Source organism: Sphingomonas sp. OK281 (assembly GCF_900115295.1).
Lineage (GTDB): Bacteria > Pseudomonadota > Alphaproteobacteria > Sphingomonadales > Sphingomonadaceae > Sphingomonas.
Genome location: NZ_FOVZ01000001.1, coordinates 1,248,145 through 1,266,461 on the forward strand (window position 1 = coordinate 1,248,145; position 18,317 = coordinate 1,266,461).

The window sequence follows — 18,317 nt, forward strand, 5'->3', positions numbered from 1 at the left end:
TTACTCGGCGCGGAGACTATTGCCGAAGCGGCGCGGAAGGCTAGAACCCCCCTGCGGCGCCGATGATACGATGCCGAACGGGGGGATTCCATGATCGGTTCAAGACGCGCTTTGTCGCTTAGTCGTGCCACGCTCATCACTGGCACGAGCATTGTCGCGCTAAGTGCGGCCGCCTCTCTCGCCTCGGCACAGTGCGCACCGGACCCGACCATCGCGAACGGTACGACGATCTGCTCGGGTACCGACGCGAACGGATTGGTCGTGACGACGCCCAGCACGATCGTCGTCGCCGCCGACGCGACCGTCCTGAAGGGAGCTGCCCAGGCTGGAGCGATCGCGCTCTCCTCCTCGGCCCAGTCGTCCACGATCGCCATCCTGAACAATAACGGCACGATTTCGGCACCGGGCGGAACTGCGCTTGTCGCGCTCAACAATCCCGGTCGGGTGGGTGTCTCGTCGATCACGAATGCGGCTGGTGCGACGATAGCGGGATCTGCCGGCGCGATAAACGTGTGGTTCGGTCGCTTGACCAACGCCGGGACGATCGATGGCGGCACCGGCAGTGCGATCGCTTTCCCGGGCACCGAGACCTCCGTGTTCCCCTCGGCAATCGTCAATAGCGGATCGATCCTGTCTAACGGAGCGGCGGCGACACTCGATCTGACCGCCTCCACGCCTCAACAGTTCAGCAACAGCGGCCGGATCATCAACGCCGGCACGGGCCTGGCGATCGACGCGGGAAGCCGCTCGCTCAACCTGGTCAACGCGTCCGGCGGCGTGATCGGTAGCGGTGGCCCCATCGCGGTTCGCAGCACGTTTCAGGTGTCGCTGACCAACGCCGGGACGATCAACGGCGGCATCGTTGGCGGCGACGGCTTTCCGGACAGGATCGATACGCGCGCAGGGATCGTCAACGGGTCGATCATGCTCAACGGCGGCGACGACCGATTGATCACGACGATCGGTCAGAACATGCTCATCGAAAACGTGACCGGCGCGGTCGACGGCGGCACCGGCACCGACCTGCTGGAATTGATCGTCGGGCAGAACCGCGTTCTCACGGACGTTACACTGCCGACCAATTTTGAAGTCCTGCAACTCGACCTGGTCAACGATGCCACGCTGACGCTGGCGGCGCAGCCACCTGCAGGAGGCTATTTCGTCCGCGGCAACGGTACTGTGGTCGTCGGCACGGACCTGACCACGACGGCGGGGCCCGCCATCAGCAACAACTATGTTCAGGAGAATCTTGGACTCGAAGAGCTCCTGTTCGTGAACGACCGTAAAGTCACCGCGACGCTCACGCGGTCCTTCGACTCCGCGGTCGCCCTGCGGGTCACCACGGCGGTCAACAGCGGAACGATCACCGCGATCAACGGGAACGGTGTTTCGTTTCAAAAGGCGACCAGCGACCTTCTGTTCACCAACAGCGGCACGATCGTTGCGACCAACACCGGCGCGATCGTCGGCGGCGTGTTGCAGAACACTGGCACGATCCGTTCGCTTACGGGAACGGCCGTCAGCAACGACCTTGGCGGCGGTGGAGTGCGTGCCGACACGTCGACCAACAGCGGCGTGGTCGATGGCGTGACGACCGGATATGGGCTCAGCTCGCTCGTGCTGGTGAACAGTGGCCGGATCACCGCATCGAACGGCGTCGGTCTCGCCATGAGCGGAGCGACGCTCGACAACCGCGTTGGCGGGATCGTCTCGGGTACGCAGGCAGCAATTCGAAGCGACGGCTTCTTCGAGAACTATGTCGCCAACGCCGGGACGATCAACGGCAATGTCGATTTCGGCTCGGCAAGTTCGTCGAGTTCGGCACGGGATTGGTTCATCGATCGCGGCGGCACCGTGAATGGTGACGTCCGCATGGGCGGCGGCGACGATCTCTTCGTCACCGATCTCGCGCGTCCGTCGGGCGGGGTCACAGGCACGATCGATGGCGGCACCGGCTTCGACATCTTCCGGTATCGCACGAGCGTGAACGCGCAGGCAGTCATTGCCCCGCGTGCGACATTCGAAGGTGTCGGTTACGAGGTTGCGGGCGGCGCGAAACTGACGTTGACGAGCGCCAGCGCGCTCGACCTTCCATTGAGCTTCGCGGGCACCGGAACGATCGACGTGACCGCCGACTTGACTGGTGCCGGCCGACCGTTGATCGATGCCTCGATACTGGCGCTCCCGGGATATTCGGGCCTGGGATATTCGGGCCTGGGGGACGATCTTCCCGTCAATGCCCTTTCGATCGTCAGCCGCGGAACGCTGACCGCCGCTAGTGGGCCCAGCGCGAGCCTGGCTGTCGTGTACGGCACGAGCACGTCCAACTTCGAAAATGCGGGCACGATCGACGCAGGCTCGACGGCATTCGCCGCGGTGCGGTCTTGGAACGGCGTCACCAATTCCGGGACCATTCTTCTCAACGGCAATTATGCCGTCACCGACGCGGAATCCCTCATCAACAGCGGGACGATCCGCACGGCAACGGGCGCCACCGCGTCGAACGGCACGCTCGATGTGCGATCCGTCACCAACAGCGGCATGATCAACGTCACAGGCATCGCCATATCGCTGCCGAACGCCGGGACTGTCAGCAATTCGGGCGTGATCATCAGCACGGGAGATGCTGCGATCACCGGCAACGGCACCGTGGACAACCTGGCGTCGGGAACGATCAGCGGCAGCACGGTGACCGGTGCCGTCCAGATGAGCGGAGGCAGACTGGCCAATGCAGGCGCCATCATCGGCTCGGTCGACATGGGCTATACTCCGTTCGGGCAATCGTTCGCATCGGGCACCTATGTCGCCAACGGCGGTACGATCGCAGGTAACCTTACCTTCGGCTCGGGCACCGACACGCTGATCGTGACGGGTTCGACGACCGGCGTCAGCGGCACGATCGATGGCGGCGCGGGAATCGACACGATCACGCTCGATAAGGGAAGCGCCGGCGCGGCAATGTTCGCCGGCGCCAGCAATTTCGAGCGTTTGACGGTTGCCAACGGGAATTGGACGCTGACGGGGCCGCAAACCTATTCTCGCGGCACGTCTATCGCCAGCGGTGCCAGCCTGACCGCGACGGCCCCCGCATTCGGCAGCAATGTTTCCAATTCCGGCGCGCTGATCTTCGATCAGGGCACCTCCGCAACTTTCGCCGGAACGATCACCGGTACCGGCACAGTGACGAAGGCAGGCGCCGGCACGCTGACGCTTGGCGCCCAGACCTATACCGGCGCGACCACTGTGACCGCGGGCACGCTCGCGCTCACCGGCAGCCTCGCGAGCACCGACCTGACCGTCGCGAGCGGCGCGATCCTCACGAGCGCGATGGGCACGACGCTTACCGTGCCCGGCAATCTGACGGTCACGAACGCAGGGACGATTTCGTCCACTAACGCGACAGGCCGTGCGATCAACGTCTCGGGCGGCGCAACTGTCCGCACCATCACGATCAACAACCAAGCTGGTGGCATGATCACCAGCGGCGATGACGCCATCCGCATCAACGTCAATCCGACCGGAGGGACGATCGTCGTCAACAATGCGGGCACGATTCAAACGACGAACGGCGGCCAGGCGCTCGATTTCGACGCAGCTGCGTCGGGCGGCGCGTCGATCGTCATCAACAACTATGCCGGCGGGGTGATCCAGTCATTCGGCCAGGACGCGATCCGTCCGGGACAAGGGGCGATCGTCACCAATGCCGGGCTGATCCGCTCCGATGGCGCTGCCAACAACAATTACGACGGCATCGACTGGCAGGCGAAGACCGGCGTCGTCGTCAACGCGGCGACCGGGACGATCTCCGGCCTGCGTCACGGTATCACCAGCGACACCGCGGTCGACGTCACCAATTACGGCCTGATCCAGGGCCGCAACGGATCGGGGGTAGGGTCGGACGGCACGGGCGTCGTCACCAACTACGGCACGATCACCGGCGCATGGGACGGTGTTGCCACCAATGGTGACGGCGATGGCGTGGATATCGACCGGATCGGCACGGTCCGGAATTTCGGCACGATCCGCGGGCTGAGCGCAAGCGGTGTCGATTCGGGCGGCCAGCCCAACGGTGCGGAGGGCATCGCCATCGGCGGTGGCCGCATCGAGAACGCGGCGGGCGCGATCATCGCCGGCGCCAGCCGCGGCATCCTGGTCGACGATGGTTCGGCCGGCAGCGCCTACGGCGCGACCACGATCGTCAACGCCGGCACCGTCCAGGGTGGTACGAGCGCCGCGATCACGCTGGTCGGCGCGTTCGATGACATGGTCGTCAATTCGGGCAGCATCGTCGGCGGCAGCAACGGCAGCGCGATCGACCTAGGGGCGGGTAACGATATACTCGCGTTGATGCCGGGTTCATCGATCACTGGCCGTGTCGATGCCGGGGCTGGTAACGATCAGGTGATCCTGGCCGGTTCCGGCACCGGTAGTTTTGCGGGCACCGTGAATTTCGAGCGGCTCGACGTCGCGTCCGGCAACTGGACGCTCACGGCCGCTTCGAATTTCGTCAACGGCACCGGCATTGCCGCCGGCGCGACGCTCGCGGGCGCGACGACGACACTGACCGGCGCGATTGCCGATGCGGGGACGCTGCGCATCGACCAGACGGTTGATGGCGTGTTCGGCGCGACGCTGACGGGCACCGGATCGCTTGTGAAGGCCGGCACGGCCAGCGTCGTGATCGGTAACCAGACGGGCTTTACCGGCGCGACGAGCATCCAGTCGGGACGCCTGCTGGTCGCCGGCACACTGCCTTCCGCGGTGACGGTCCAGTCTGGCGGCACGCTCGGCGGCAGCGGAACGGTCGCCAGCGCCACGGTCGCCAGCGGCGGGACGATCGCGCCGGGTGCGAGCATCGGGACGCTGTCGATCGCCGGCAATTTTGTCCAGCAGGCGGGATCGACCTATGCAGCGGAGATCGATGCGGCAGGCCTGTCCGACCGGATCATCGTCGGCGGGACCGCGACGCTACAGCCGGGCGCGCAGCTGGCGATATCGGGCACCGCCGGCCCGATCGGCACGCGCTACACGCTTCTGGCCGCGGTGGGCGGGGTGACCGGCACCTACGCCGTGACCCAGTCGGGCGCGGGCAGCAGCGAACTGCGCTTCGGCTATACCGGGACCGCGGTGGTCGCGCAGGTCGCACGTACGGGTACCGGACTGCTCGGCCTCGCGCGAACCACCAACCAGACGAGGCTGGCCGCGGCATTCGCGCCGCTCGGCGTGGGCAATGCAGCGTATGCGGCGCTGACGCTGGTGCCGGACGGCGACACCGTTACGCACGCGTTCGACCTCCTTACTGGCGAGGTCCATGCGTCGCTGCGCGCAGCCACGGTGCACGATGCGCAGATCGTCCAGGGTATCGTCGTGGCGCGGACTCTGGCCGGCGACCAGCCCAGCGGGTTGTGGGGCACCTTGCTCGGCAATAGTGGCGATGACGATGGCAGCAGCGATGCAGCGGCAGTCCACCGCCACACGTTCGGCGGGATCGGCGGGTTCGACATCGGCTTCGGCGATGGCGATGCGGCGCATGGCCGTGTCGGCGTCGCGGGTGGCTATACGCGGACCAAGCTGGCGGTCGATGCGCGCGCGAGCGACGCGACGGCCAAGGCGATCCACCTGCTCGGCTATGCCGGGGGCAGCTATGGCGCAATCCGGGTCCGTGCTGGGCTCGGTTATGCCTGGACCGACAACCGCACCGACCGGTTCGTCGCCTTTCCCGGCTTCGCTGATCGCCTGCGCGGAGACTATGACGGCAGCACCGCGCACAGCTATGTCGAGGCAGGCTATGCGGTGCCGTTCGGCGGTGGCAGCGTCGAGCCGTTCGGCGCATTCCAGGCGTTCAGGGTCCGTACCGACGGCTTTGCCGAAATCGGCGGTGTGTCGGCACTGACCGTCGCCAAGCGCACCGAGTCCTTCGCCTTTGCAAGTGCGGGTCTGCGGTTCGACACGCCGATCGTTGACGGACTGTCCGCACGTGGCGTTGGGGCGTGGCAGCGGCGCGTCGAAGGCGTGGCACCAAGCAACGTGGCGCGGTTCGCTGCCGGTGGAGGGACGTTCGACATTGTCGGCGTTCCGCTGTCGCGCGATGCCGTGGCTGCGGGAATCGATTTGGTCTGGGCCCCCGCTGCAAACATCCGACTGACCTCGAGCTATGCCGGGGTGATCGGCAGCCGCAGCGAAGACAGCACGTTCCGGCTGAGCGCAAGCATCGGGTTCTGATGTTCTGCGGCGTCAGGATGGGCCGGAGGTTCCGGCCCATCGGCGCCAAGGCCTTCCCATCGCGCAGTCCGTCCCGGTCAAATCGCTTGTATCACGGGCGCGAGCCAGCGCATGATCGCTTGAGACGTGCCCAGGTGCGCCGGCCGCATTACGCGCTTCTCGTTTAGAGGGACGGCTCGTCCTGCGCGGTCACTTTGTCGCCAATCGAAAGACATTGCGCCGCTACATCAGCGAGGTTGCAGCTGACGTTCATAGGCAATGGGAGGAAAGAGGACGTTCGCTGCCGAAGTCGACTGCCTCGGGCACGAGAAGCAAGCCAGCCATTTGCCTTGCCGTGCGGCTACGGGCTAGTGCGCGACGCGCAGGAGATAATGCATGAAAACAGCGCCGGTCGCCATCCTCTACCAAGCGCTTCCGCCACCGATGATCGACGGATTGCGAAAGGACGCAAAGCCGGGCGGATATTCTGATGGCGGCGCCGACATCGCTTTCGCATTGCGGACGGCAGGCGTGGATGTGGTCACGCCCGCCTCCTTGCCAGACCCTTCCAAGGCACTCGACTGGGTGTTCCCGGACACGGACGGGGGCATCCGTAGCGCAGGCGCTGCGGGCGCATCGGTCCTGTGGGCGAACACGGTCCTGTTCGAAGGACATCCGCTCGAGACGGCAATGGGCGACTTCGCGATCGTCGGGCAGCTTCCCGCAGCAATGCAGGCGTTCGACGACAAGTTCGAAACCAACCACCATCTTGCCGAGGCCGGCCTGCCGGTAGCGCGATCGTTTCTGCTGTCAGGCACGGGCAAGGAGAACGTCTGTGCGCTAGCGGATGTCGAGGAGGCGTGCGCCGCCCGCGGCATGTCCTTTCCGATGATCGTAAAGCCGGTGCGTGGGCGTGGCAGCCAGGGCGTCACCTTGGTGGAAAGCCTCGGCGACTTGCGCGATGCCGCGACTGCGTTGATCGAGGCCGCCGCCTTCGGCGACATGCTGATGGTGGAAGAATTTCTTGGGGGGGACGAGATGACCGTCACCGTCATGCCGCCTGCATCCCCACGTCCGGATGGTTCGCGGGCCTTGACGCACTGGGCATTGCCGCCCGTCTACCGCTTCGATCAGCGCGGCGGCGTAGCCCCGTATAACGGCGACGTTCCGGTTACCGCCAACAGCATCGCGATCGGCCTCGAGCGGCTGCGCGATCCCGCGATCGTGGCGATGATCGACAGCTGCGTGTCGGCAGCCGCGCTGGTCGACGCCCGCACCGCGATCCGGATCGATTGCCGGGCCGATCGCCATGGCACGTTCAAATTGTTCGACCTCAACATGAAACCCAACATGACGGGGCCAGGCCGCCCAGGGCGCGAAGATCAGGATTGCCTATCGGCAATCGCCGCCCGCGCCGAGGGGTGGAGCTACGTCGATCTTCTGCTGGCGATGCTTGCCGCCAAATGGAAGTTCGGGCCATCGAACGGGGTTTAGCTACGCCCGTTATCTATCGGGCTTGAGCTTCCTGGACCTTCGCGGTCTAAGAGGCCCACACCCGGTCATGCAAGCCGGCTGGCCGCTACTTAATTACCGCCGCGCTCATTGGTCGCCAAGCATTTTCAAACGGAGGCCCCACCGCTTCGTCCTATCCCTGTCGAAGCGGAAACGAACGAACGGATCGGCCCCCTAAAACCCCATATCGCCCGCTGCAATCTTCTGATTACGCTCAGCAAGCTCAGCCTCGTCCGCGGGGCACATCATCGACATCCCATTGCTTGTCGCCCGCTCCTGCACCTCTTCGACAAAGGGCCGCAACCCATCTTCATAGTGCCGGAAAGCTGCGGCGTGGTCGCCGGGGTAATGGTCCAGCGCCGCGGCCAGCCGTCCCGCGCCGATGATCGCCATCGAGCCCCCGAAGCCGGCGAGTGGCGAGACGCAATAGCCCGCATCGCCGACCAACGTGACGCGCCCATGAGACCAGCTCGGCATCCTGATCTGGTTGATCCGATCGAAGTAGAAATCGTCGTCGTCGGCCACGCTAGCGAGCATCGCGGGCACCTTCCAGCCGAGCCCGTCGAACCGCTCCTGAATCAGGCGGCGTTGCTGCGCCCGATCGCGATAGTCGTAGTCGATCTCGCCTTCGGTCCGAAAACCGAACCCGATATCAGTCCGATCGTCATAGCCATTCAGCATCGCCATCCGGCCCGGCACGCTGAAGACCTCCGACACGTTCGCGGACAGCAGCCCGGTCTGCGCGACCACCTTCAGGAAGAAGTAACCGCCCATGAAATAGGTAAATTGGTCGCTCTCGCCGAAGATGAGCTTACGCGTGTTCGACCGATTGCCGTCGCACCCGAAGACCAGGGCGAAGTCGCGCCGCTCGCCATCGTCGAAGGTGACCGAGACAGCGCCCTGCCCTTCCTCCAGCCGATCGATCGACCGGCCAAACTGCAGCTCGACACCGTCCGCGACGGCACCGAACAGGATATCCAGCAGGTCGTCACGGTGGATCTCGTAACGCCCGGGCGATGCCTCATCGCTGTCGACACCGACGGTGCCCAGCGTGAAGTCGTCCACGTCCTTGAACGCAAAATGGCGAGGAGGCAGCGCCTTGGCGCGTACCGCGTCGGCGAGGCCCATGCGAGCTAGGATGTCGATCGTCTCACCTTCGATGTCGACGGGTGTCCCTCCTCGCCGAAGCCCTTTAGCGACCTCGACGATGGTGACCCGGTAGCCGAGCCGGTTCAGCCAATATGCGGTCGCAAGGCCAGCAAAGCTGGCGCCGCTGACGAGAACGGCGGTTGACGAAGCCATGAGAATGTCCCCAAACTGGATCTAGACTCATTATGTACTCGGTATAGATAAGTATGCAAGCTATGAATAATCTGGGTACGGACCGGAGAACGCGGAAGCGCCTGGCGACACGCCAGGCGATATCCAACGTCGCCACGCGCCTATTCATGGAGCGCGGCTTCGATCAGGTGACGATCGACGAGATCGCCGACGCGGCGGACGTCGGACGCATGACGGTGTTCAACCATTTCCCACGCAAGGAAGACATGTTCTTCGACCGCGAGCAGGACGGACACGATCTGGCGTTCGAGGCCATCCGGTCGCGGGCACCCGGAACTTCGCCTGTCCAAGCTCTGGGGGTGCTCGCGCACCAGATGATCGAGGAGCCGTCGGATGCATTTCCGCTGTTCGCGGACACCCGAACGTTCGTCGAAACGGCGCAGGCGAGCGAGCCGTTGAAAGCACGTGCGCGACAGATGCGCGACGACTTCGTGCGTGCCTTGGCTGGCGTATTGGCAGACGGTGTTGGACGCGCCGCCGATGATCCCGAGGCATACCTCGCGGCCGGACTGATCGCAGCAACGTGGAGTATCGCGTTCACACGGGCGCACGCTGAACTGAGCGCCACCGGCAACGTCGAGGCGGCGAAGGGTATCTTCCTGGGCCTGATCGATCGCGGGGTCATCGGCACGCATGCTGCCCTGGGAGGAACGCCATTCTCAGGCGCCGTATGAACCAGGAATCGCCATCGAGGCTCGGCTAACGCGTCTCCGGAACGGCCGCTCTTTCATGCTTGGGCCTGGGCAGGCGACAAGCCTTCTTCCAGTGCGACGAAAGGGCCGCAGCTTCAAACGCTAGGATGACTTGTCCTGGGGGCCGATACAGTCTGATTGCGACCACCGGCCTTCGCTGCATAAAGCGCCTCGTCCGCCCGTCGCATCATCGTGTCGATGGAATCAGTCTGCAGCCGGAGGGCCGCGATCCCAACGCTGGTAGTGATCGGCACCAATGCAGATCCGACGTCTATGGGCTTTTCAGCCATCACGTAGCGGAGGCGTTCGGCGAGCACGGCTCCCTCGTCCATGTCCGTGTGGGGGAGCAGCAGCGCAAATTCTTCGCCTCCGAAGCGACAGAAGATATCACTATCGCGCAGCAACGACCGGATAAGGCGGCTTGCCTCCCTCAGAACGGCGTCCCCCGCCTGATGCCCGTAGGTATCGTTCACCCGCTTGAAGTGATCCAGGTCGAGCATGATGAGGCTGAGAGGGACACCGTAGCGGCGGCATCGCGCCAATTCCGACCGGAACGCGAGCTGGAACGCTCGTCGGTTGAGCGCGCCGGTCAGGTGGTCCGTGCTGGCGAGCACGCGTAACTCCTCCTCCAAGCGGCGCTCTTCGGTGATATCGTGGAAGGTCCAGATGCGACCAACGAGGCCGTCGTCGATCCACTGCGTGTCCACCTTGTAAGTGCGTCCATGATGGTGGGCATAGAAAATTGCGGTTGCCCGTGGGTCTGCAGCCAGTTGATGGCGAAGTGCGGCATTCCCCTGGGACTGGATGAGGTAGCGCAGGGCACTTGCAATCTGCTCGACACCCACTTCGGTAGGCGAAAGCTTCAATAGGGCGCGTGCGTCGCCATTGATCAGCGCATCGGTCGCCTGCGCGTCCACGAACACGAACGGTACCGGCAAGCTCCGGATCAACGCACTGATGCGACCCTGCTGCAACCGTTGCCGTTCACTCTTGGCGCCGTGCCGGTCAAGTTCGGCCATCGTAGCAGCCGCAGCCTCAAGCTGGCTCTCCAGAAAGTTCGGATTGTGCGAGCATAAGGCAACGAGGCGCAGGCCAGTGCCCGCTAGCTGCTTGGCCCCGATCCAGGACGGTCGCTTGTCGGCCATCAGAGTGAAGGCAGTCGGCATACGCAAGTTGGACGTCGAGCGCCCCGCAGGCGGAAACACAGTCTCCTCAGCAAGGGCGATAAACGACCCAACTGTTTTACCAGCACACGTCGCGTCGACAATCTCAAAGAGGGGTCCATCGACATGCGCAAGTAGAATGGCGACGTCTACCCCTTCGATCGCTTGCAGCATCTGGAGAACCGAGCGCATAGGTCCGGGCGCAGGGGGCGTCGGGGCAATGCTAGTGAAGATGTTCACGCAGCACCTCCAGAACCTGATCCGGTGCCGACATGTGAGGGAGATGCCCCGCGGCCTCGATCCATTTGAGTTCCGCCGCAGGTAATTGCGCGAGAAGGTACGCAGCAACCTCTGGCGGCACGGCAACATCCTCACGCGATTGAAGCAGTAGCGTCGGCACTTTCAACTGCGGAAGAATGTGCCGAGTATCGCCCTCGAAAATCATGCGAGCGATGCGCGTGCTCACGTCGGGGCGCATCGACAGCAGTCCGGCTGAAAAGTCGGCAAGCGCGCTGGGCAACCCGGCTGGCATGACCAGAGAAGAGAACCCCGCGACCCAAGCCTGATAGTTGCTGCTCATCGCTTCGAGCAACGCGTCAATCTCGCCGGTTTCGAAGCCTCCCACATAGCCGGGGCAGTTGATGTAGCGCGGCGAGGCGTTGAGGAGCACCAGCTTGCTGAATCGCTCGGGGGCCTCGATGGCCGCTAGAACCCCTACCATGCCGGAAACGGAATGGCCGACATACGTGCAGCGCGATATTTCAAGCTCGTCGAGGAGGTTGAGAAGGTCGTCGGCATAGCCAGCGATCGAACGGTAGCGCCGCTCGTCGAAGCTGGCAGGCAGGAGGGGGCTTGCACCTGGCAGATCGAACAACACGCAGCGCGCGCCGACGGATAGCGGGGGAGCAATCTGACTCCAAGCTGCCTGATCCGTGCCAAATCCGTGCGAGAACACGATGTGCTCCCCGTTCGTGCCCAGCATGGTCGCGCGCAAATGCGCCGCAAGCGTTCCACCGATCGGTCTATCAACTGAACTCAACAAGCCTGTCTCCTTGTGGCTGTGCCAGTGTATGGCCGATATCAAGAAGGCATGGCGATCATCACTTTTCCCGAAGGGTTTAGTCGAACTCGCGGCTGCTGCAAAACCAGTTTCGACGATAGCTTGCGAACTCTTACTGAACAATTCACAACCGGTAGAATTCATCCCATCTTGCCACAGGACGTCGAAAGCGATTCCCATGTTGGTCTGGATATGAAATCTGGCTGCATAAGCGCAGATCGACGATATTTGCACGCCGAGTCACGGCGAGGCACGAACAGCATAAAGTAGTTCATCTTTTCAGACGGTTATTCATTCAAAGGCGCCGTCGGAAGGTTCCTACAACCGGAGGTCTTGCCATGAGGTACCCGTCACCTCCAGGTCGGCGTCCAAGGCGAACCTTCGTCGCCAAGCAGCAAATGCTCGCGGCGTAAGCTGCATACACTTGCTTGAAGGAACCAATCCGCGAGCGTTTGCGTCGCCCCTTCGTAGCGACGCTGATTGAGGGCACGGCCAGCCGTGCCCTTTGAAGATCATACGTCTGCCGAGATACGCATCTGTGTTCGAGTGGCCGCTTCTGAAGTCGTATCAACACGCGAACCGCAGATCGACGCGTCTCATGCTGGCGGCTCAAACCGCCCAATCGGCGATCCGGGTGCCAACCTCGCGTAGTACGGCCTCCCGCGCTTCCGTCGTTCGCCCAGGCGCCTCGTAATAGGCGGCCATCACAACCGGGGCCGCGTGTGGGCGGCGCGCAAAAGCGAGATCGTTGCAGTAGTCGTCGCTTGTACCTGTGCGGTCACCCACGATCCAACTGCGCGGCAGCGTGCCGCGCAGACGCCTAGGTCCACGGGCGTTGGCAATCATCCCGCGCTCGAGCACTGTCAGTGTCGTCGGTTTCAACACTCGCCCGAGGTAGATCATCCGCACGGTCGAGACGATCGCCGCCGGGGTCGTCGTATCGAGCAAGCCGGATGCCGTGTTGAGATCGAGCTCCGTCCGGTCGAAGCGGGTGGTTCGATCTCCAAGACGCCGGGCAAATTTGGTGAGTGCAGCGGGTCCATTAATCCGCGCCAGCAGAAGGTTCGCAGCGGCATTGTCGCTTTGGGTCAGTATCGCGCCGCACAAGGCCTCAACAGACATCCTGCCGACCTCGACATGCGCTTCGGTTACCGGCGAAGAGGTCAGCAGATCACTCCTGCCGTAGTGGATCATTGAATCGAGCCGATCGATCCCGGCGTCGATCCGCGCAAGCACGCAGGCGGCGAGCACGCCTTTGAAGGAACTGCACATCAGGAACCGCTCTTCGGCCCGGTGCGCGAGTGTCCGCCCGCTCCCGGTATCGAGCACGAAAACTCCAAGCCGTCCGCCATGTTTTCGCTCAATCGCCGCAATCCCCGAGGCGTCCCCGGTGATCGCCGCAGCCGCCACTCGCGTTGGCAAGGCGATCGCGGCAGTTGCCAAACCAACCAACATGTCGCGTCGATCGCAAGCTTGCCGAAGTAGCGTCACCGATGGTCCCACTGTCTTCACCTTATTGCGCCACGCTGCGGACGGCTGTCGACGCCGATGGAAGTTCTTAGTTGTGTCCAATCAAAAACTCAGCAGCGATCTTCTACGAGTAGCGAATGGATTCGGTAAGGAACCCTTCTCCAGCGTCCCGAAAACGAACTTTTCGCGAGGTAGCGACCACACTCGACCGTGTTGACCGCCCCGAGGTTCGTCCGCTTTCCAGGCGCCTCTGGAACGCGCCGACATACGAGCGATCGATATCAGGCTCCGCCCACCTTCCGAACGTTCAGTCAGGTCCGGACCGTCAATAATCGTTCCAGCCTTGAATCGTCCCGGCGTAGCGGATGGTCCGGCCGTATTTCGCGAATTCTGCCTGCACGGCCGGCATGGCGCGCGCGCGGGTCAGCGCATCGCGACGGAGGGTCTCTGAAGGCGTGTGCGCCTCGGGCACGGCGAAGCCGATGAACAACCCGATCGCGGCGGATCGCGCGTCGTCGTCCCGCAGACGTGCGATCAGCAGGTCGGCGATCGCCTGGCTGTCGTTCCGGCATGTGGCAGCCGCGGTCACCGCGCTCCAATTGTCGGAGGGCTTGGTGGCGAGTTTGACCTCCATGGCCTCGGCATCGTCTGGCCGGCCAAGCCCGTGCATCGCGCACGCCTGATTGGCCCAGATCCACGTCATTCCATAGGCGCTGATTTGCTCGGGGTGCTTTTCGACCTCGGCCAGGCTGTCGAGCCCGGCTTGGTAGCGGCCCGCGGCGATCAGCATCTCGGCGCGGTTGATGGCGAGCGACACGAGTTCGGGGTAGCGATCAGTGCCGAGGGACAGCACGGAGTCGATCGCCGCGATCGCGTCATCCATCCGTCCGATTGCGCGCAGGTCGTAGGCATATTCGTTGACGAGCCAGAACCCGTCACTGCCCGCGACCTCGACCTTCGCCTTGTCGCTGGCGAGCGCTTTGCCCGCGGCCAGCGCCTCCTCGAACCGCCCCAGCGCGCGCAACGTTTGCATGCGGGTCATCACCGTTTCGTAATTCCCGGGCGCTGCAGCGACTGCGGTCGTTGCGCGCGCAGATTCCAGCTCCAGGCTCTTGCGAAAACCATCCTGGCCGAACCGGTCGACGTCGGGCCACAGCGCGCGGTGACGCCGGTCGATCGCCAGAGTCACCAGCGTATCGGTCGCGGGAGCCTTTGCGAGGAGTGCGCGGGCCTCCGTCAATTCGCCGCGCAGGCTATGCGCGGTGATCGCGCAGCCGAGCATCGCATTGCCGAAAGAGGTACGTGGCGCCTGCTGCCAGCCACCTTCGGCCAGCGCAATGCAAATATCGCCGCGAACGGCTTCGCGCTTTTCGGCCGGGAGCGCCTGCGCCTTTTGCAGGGCAAGACGCGTATATTGCGGATCGAGCGAGGCGATGACCTCCGGCTGGACCTTGCTGGTCCGCCGCATCGCCTGCGCGACGGTCTCGCCCGTCCCGAGATCGAGTTCATAACCGATCCACAAACGATACACCGTTGGATTGCCGTTATATTGCCCAGTAGCCGACCGCAACGCCGCCAACGCAACCTGGGGCCGTCGCAACTCGGCCAGGATCGCGCCCTTTATACCGTCCATCAGGCCAGCCGCCGGGGACGGATGCGCAACCTTCGCGAACGCGACGGCCAGCAACGACAAGGCCTCCAACCTGGACGGCTGGTCCTCCTTCTGGGTGAGCGCGACGACCTTCTCCATATCGGCCTTGATTGCCGTCCAGGTTGCGACGTCGATACCCACCGGGGTCGCCGAGGAACGCGCAGCCTTGTCGAGATGGAATTCGATCCCGTTCTCGTCTTTCAGCTGGTCCGATAGCCCATAGATCGGTCCGGCTTCGGCCGCGGTCACTTCGGAACGATCTCCGGTGGTGATCCGGTAGTCGATGCGCAGGCCATCGGGGACCTTGCTGGTGTGGCGGAAAAACGTGACCGGGCCTGCCCTCGTGTCGATATCGGCCAAGCCTTCAAGGACGCGATCGGTGATGTGCAGTTCGATCGTCTGATCGTTCACGATATGATCCGTCAGCCCGAGCGGCTGCATGCGCGGATTGGCCTGGCGGTCCGGCAGAATGCCCTGCACCGCATAGGCCCGGGTCACCAGCTTCGTACCGAGGTTGGCCTTGACGAACGCCTCATGCGGCAGTGTGTAGCTCTCGACCATCGTCAGCACATTGCCGTCGCGATCGTCACCCAGTTCCAAAGGCCTGCTCTCGATCAGCCCGGGAAAACGCTGACGATAGAAGTCGAGATTGCCGTCAGCGAGCTTCCGGGGCGAGCTCGCAGCCCAGCTTGCACGCGTCGTATCGGCACGCGCGCCGGTGAAGCGTGTTTCGACCCGTAGCGTCAACGCAACCGAGGCCGCCTCGTCGATCGTGAAGCGCTCGAGCACGGTCATGCGGCCGGCACGCTCGCCGAAGCCGTCGATCCGTTCGAGAGCGACCTGACCGGCGCGGATCGGCAGGGCATAACCGAGGTCGGAGGGTGTGATCGTGACACCGCGGCCGCCGCGATGCGCACCCGTGGCATCGACCCAAATCGGCTTGCCGTCGATCACCGCGCGCACGATTACATGATCGAACTCGAGCGCCGAGGGCAGCCGGTCGGGCAGGCGCTCGCCAGCCCGAGTAGTGACAAGAGCCGGTACGGCATCGATGCCCAAGTGCCGCAAGGCGACCGCCAGCAACAGGCTCTTGTCCTTGCAGTCGCCATAGCCTCGCTCGATTACGATCTTTGGCCGACGTGGGACATAGGATCCCTCGTCCAGTTCCTCACCGACATAGCGGACGTTGTCCTGAACGTAGCGCATCGCCTCGGTGAGCCGATCGCCCGGCTTGGGCCAAGCCGCCGCGATCGCGTCCAGACGGGCCGCAAAATTCGCGGGCAGACTGTCGTCGCCTTGGTATAACCCGATTGCCCAGCGAGCCACCTCCGACCATTCCTTCATCGTCGATACGTCGACGCGCCCCCATTGGAAGGCCGTCGGAGGGACGGCGTCCTCTCCGCGCACAGCCGGTGGATCCTGCGCGATCCACTCCCACTCGGTACCCTCCGCGGTCTTGCTGGTGGAGAATGCGATATCGCTGTTGATCGCCTTGTAGGACGGCGTCATTCCCGTCGGCCAGACGAGCCGTATCGCGCGCACCGCCAGCGGATCCGAATAGCGCTGCGAGAAATGGTAGAAGGCATGGTTCGGCCACAGGCGTGTGCTGGTATGCACGGTGGTCGCGTAATCGACGATGTCGCCGACCCGGACATCGCGCAGGTTACCGATCGCCTTCAGCGTACCGCTAACGATGCCGTCGTCGAGATCGCTCTCCCGCTCGACAACGCGGAACTGCGTCTCGCGAGTCAGGTCGATCACCTTGCCGTCGCGGATCAGGTGGACGAAATTGAGTGCGATGCTCTCGAAGCTCGGGTTATACGTCACTGCAATCTGGCCGGCGGACTCGAGCCCGCTCCGGTTCGTGACCTTGCTCGACGATCGGAACCAGTCGTCATGTCCGTCCGCCCTTGTCCGGTATTGCTCGTCTGTCAGCAGGTAGGCGATGCCGTTCTGCGCTTGCTCAACGCGGGCCGCAGTGGCTTCAGGGATAGCGCGGTCGCGGACCCACTCGGCCCTGGCTTCGACAGCGACAACAGGTGTGAGGGTGCCAGCCTTGGTTGCGGCCAGCTTAATGGGTGACTGCTTGATCGGACCATCCGACGAGTCGCTGCTATGGGCGGCTACCGCCGCAACGCTGGAGAACAGCATGACAAGCGTGACCGCGAAACGCGACCTGAAATATATACACACGTCTGTTTTAGCCCCCGCTGATATTGCGTGCTATGACGTCGTCTTATCTCTTACAAGTTCATTCCACGGTCCAGCCCTACCTACACCGCACTATGCCCCAAGACGCCGGACGTTCCCAACTTCAAGCATCCGGTCATGTACGAAGACGATGTCGAATGGTCATGGACCTTAGAGCACTGACATCAATTTGCTTACCGCCAAATGCGGCGAATTACAGATCCAACGTTTAGGACGCGATGAGTTTCAAGGGCGATGAGAGCACCGATAGCGACTACCCTTCGTCCCCGCTGGTCCTATGATACGCCATGCGTAGATATGAAAAGCGCCACCATCTGCTGGCAATCGGCCTCGCCGCGCTTGCTGGTTTTGTCGATGCACTGGGCTTTCTGAAGCTAGGCGGACTGTTCGTATCGTTTATGAGCGGCAATTCGACGCGTATGGCAGTCGGCATCACTAGCGCCGTGCAGGGCAGCCGTTTCGCAGGGGCGCTAATTGCAGGGTTCGTCGCGGGCGTGATGATAGGCGCGACCGTTGGGCGGATGGCAGGCCAATGGCGTAAGCAGGCGGTTTTGGGGCTTCTAACGTTAGAGCTTGCGCTGGCTGCGGAGACCGCCACGCTAGTAGGAGATACTATCGGCGCGCCACTGCTCATGGCCTGCGCTATGGGGTCGGCAAACGCGGTGTTCCAGCACGACGGCGAAGTCAGTGTTGGGGTAACCTACATGACGGGCACGCTCGTGAAGTTCGGCCAGCATATGGCAACCTCGCTTGCCGGGGGGCCCCGCTTTGCCTGGGCCCCTTATCTGATGTTGTGGCTAGGGCTGGTCGCGGGCGCGGCCGCAGGCGCCTCAACGTTTCCGATCCTCGGCTTAGACGCGCTGTGGATCGCAACCGCATTTGCCGCACTATTGCTGGCAGGCACGGCAGTGCTCGGGCCCTTGCGGGCGGAGCGCCGCAAACTACAGGCATTGTTAGCGGACGATTCGAAGGTTTGAGGGTTTGAGGATCAACGACGCTTCGCTATCGTCCGGTTC

9 protein-coding genes are annotated in these 18,317 nt (G+C 63.5%); 4 read left to right on the plus strand and 5 right to left on the minus strand.

Annotated elements, in window-relative coordinates; translation table 11 throughout:
* Window positions 1-90: 90 nt before the first annotated feature.
* Window positions 91-6,222, plus strand: coding sequence for an autotransporter domain-containing protein (locus BM244_RS05585; RefSeq protein WP_093397896.1), 6,132 nt, complete (start codon window positions 91-93; stop codon window positions 6,220-6,222).
* 375 nt (window positions 6,223-6,597) lie between these two features.
* Window positions 6,598-7,695, plus strand: a complete 1,098-nt coding sequence (locus tag BM244_RS05590) for an ATP-binding protein (RefSeq protein WP_093397897.1) — start codon at window positions 6,598-6,600, stop codon at window positions 7,693-7,695.
* 192 nt (window positions 7,696-7,887) lie between these two features.
* Here BM244_RS05590 and BM244_RS05595 read toward each other — a convergent pair whose 3' ends face one another.
* Entirely contained in the window at window positions 7,888-9,015 is a 1,128-nt protein-coding gene (locus BM244_RS05595) for an FAD-dependent monooxygenase (protein WP_093397898.1), read from the minus strand.
* A 62-nt stretch (window positions 9,016-9,077) separates the two neighbouring features.
* Between BM244_RS05595 and BM244_RS05600 the strand changes: the two genes are divergently transcribed.
* On the plus strand, window positions 9,078-9,728 hold the full coding sequence (locus BM244_RS05600; RefSeq protein WP_302847250.1) for a TetR/AcrR family transcriptional regulator: 651 nt from the start codon (window positions 9,078-9,080) through the stop codon (window positions 9,726-9,728).
* Between the two features lie 113 nt (window positions 9,729-9,841).
* Here BM244_RS05600 and BM244_RS05605 read toward each other — a convergent pair whose 3' ends face one another.
* From BM244_RS05605 to BM244_RS05620, 4 genes are all read right to left on the minus strand, one after another.
* Window positions 9,842-11,149 carry a GGDEF domain-containing protein gene (locus tag BM244_RS05605; protein WP_139226869.1) on the minus strand — a complete coding sequence of 436 codons (1,308 nt, stop codon included), beginning with the start codon at window positions 11,147-11,149 and terminating at the stop codon, window positions 9,842-9,844.
* Window positions 11,133-12,149 carry an alpha/beta fold hydrolase gene (locus BM244_RS05610; RefSeq protein WP_217649084.1) on the minus strand — a complete coding sequence of 339 codons (1,017 nt, stop codon included), beginning with the start codon at window positions 12,147-12,149 and terminating at the stop codon, window positions 11,133-11,135. Before BM244_RS05610 ends, BM244_RS05605 begins: the two co-directional genes overlap by 17 nt.
* A gap of 429 nt (window positions 12,150-12,578) precedes the next feature.
* Window positions 12,579-13,424, minus strand: coding sequence for a class A beta-lactamase (bla, locus tag BM244_RS05615; protein WP_093397902.1), 846 nt, complete (start codon window positions 13,422-13,424; stop codon window positions 12,579-12,581).
* A 340-nt stretch (window positions 13,425-13,764) separates the two neighbouring features.
* Window positions 13,765-17,241 carry a DUF3857 domain-containing transglutaminase family protein gene (locus tag BM244_RS05620; RefSeq protein WP_093397903.1) on the minus strand — a complete coding sequence of 1,159 codons (3,477 nt, stop codon included), beginning with the start codon at window positions 17,239-17,241 and terminating at the stop codon, window positions 13,765-13,767.
* Between the two features lie 347 nt (window positions 17,242-17,588).
* Between BM244_RS05620 and BM244_RS05625 the strand changes: the two genes are divergently transcribed.
* The gene (locus BM244_RS05625) at window positions 17,589-18,278 is read left to right on the plus strand and encodes a YoaK family protein (protein ID WP_093397904.1); all 690 of its coding nucleotides are present in this window, start codon (window positions 17,589-17,591) and stop codon (window positions 18,276-18,278) included.
* Window positions 18,279-18,317: the final 39 nt, after the last annotated feature.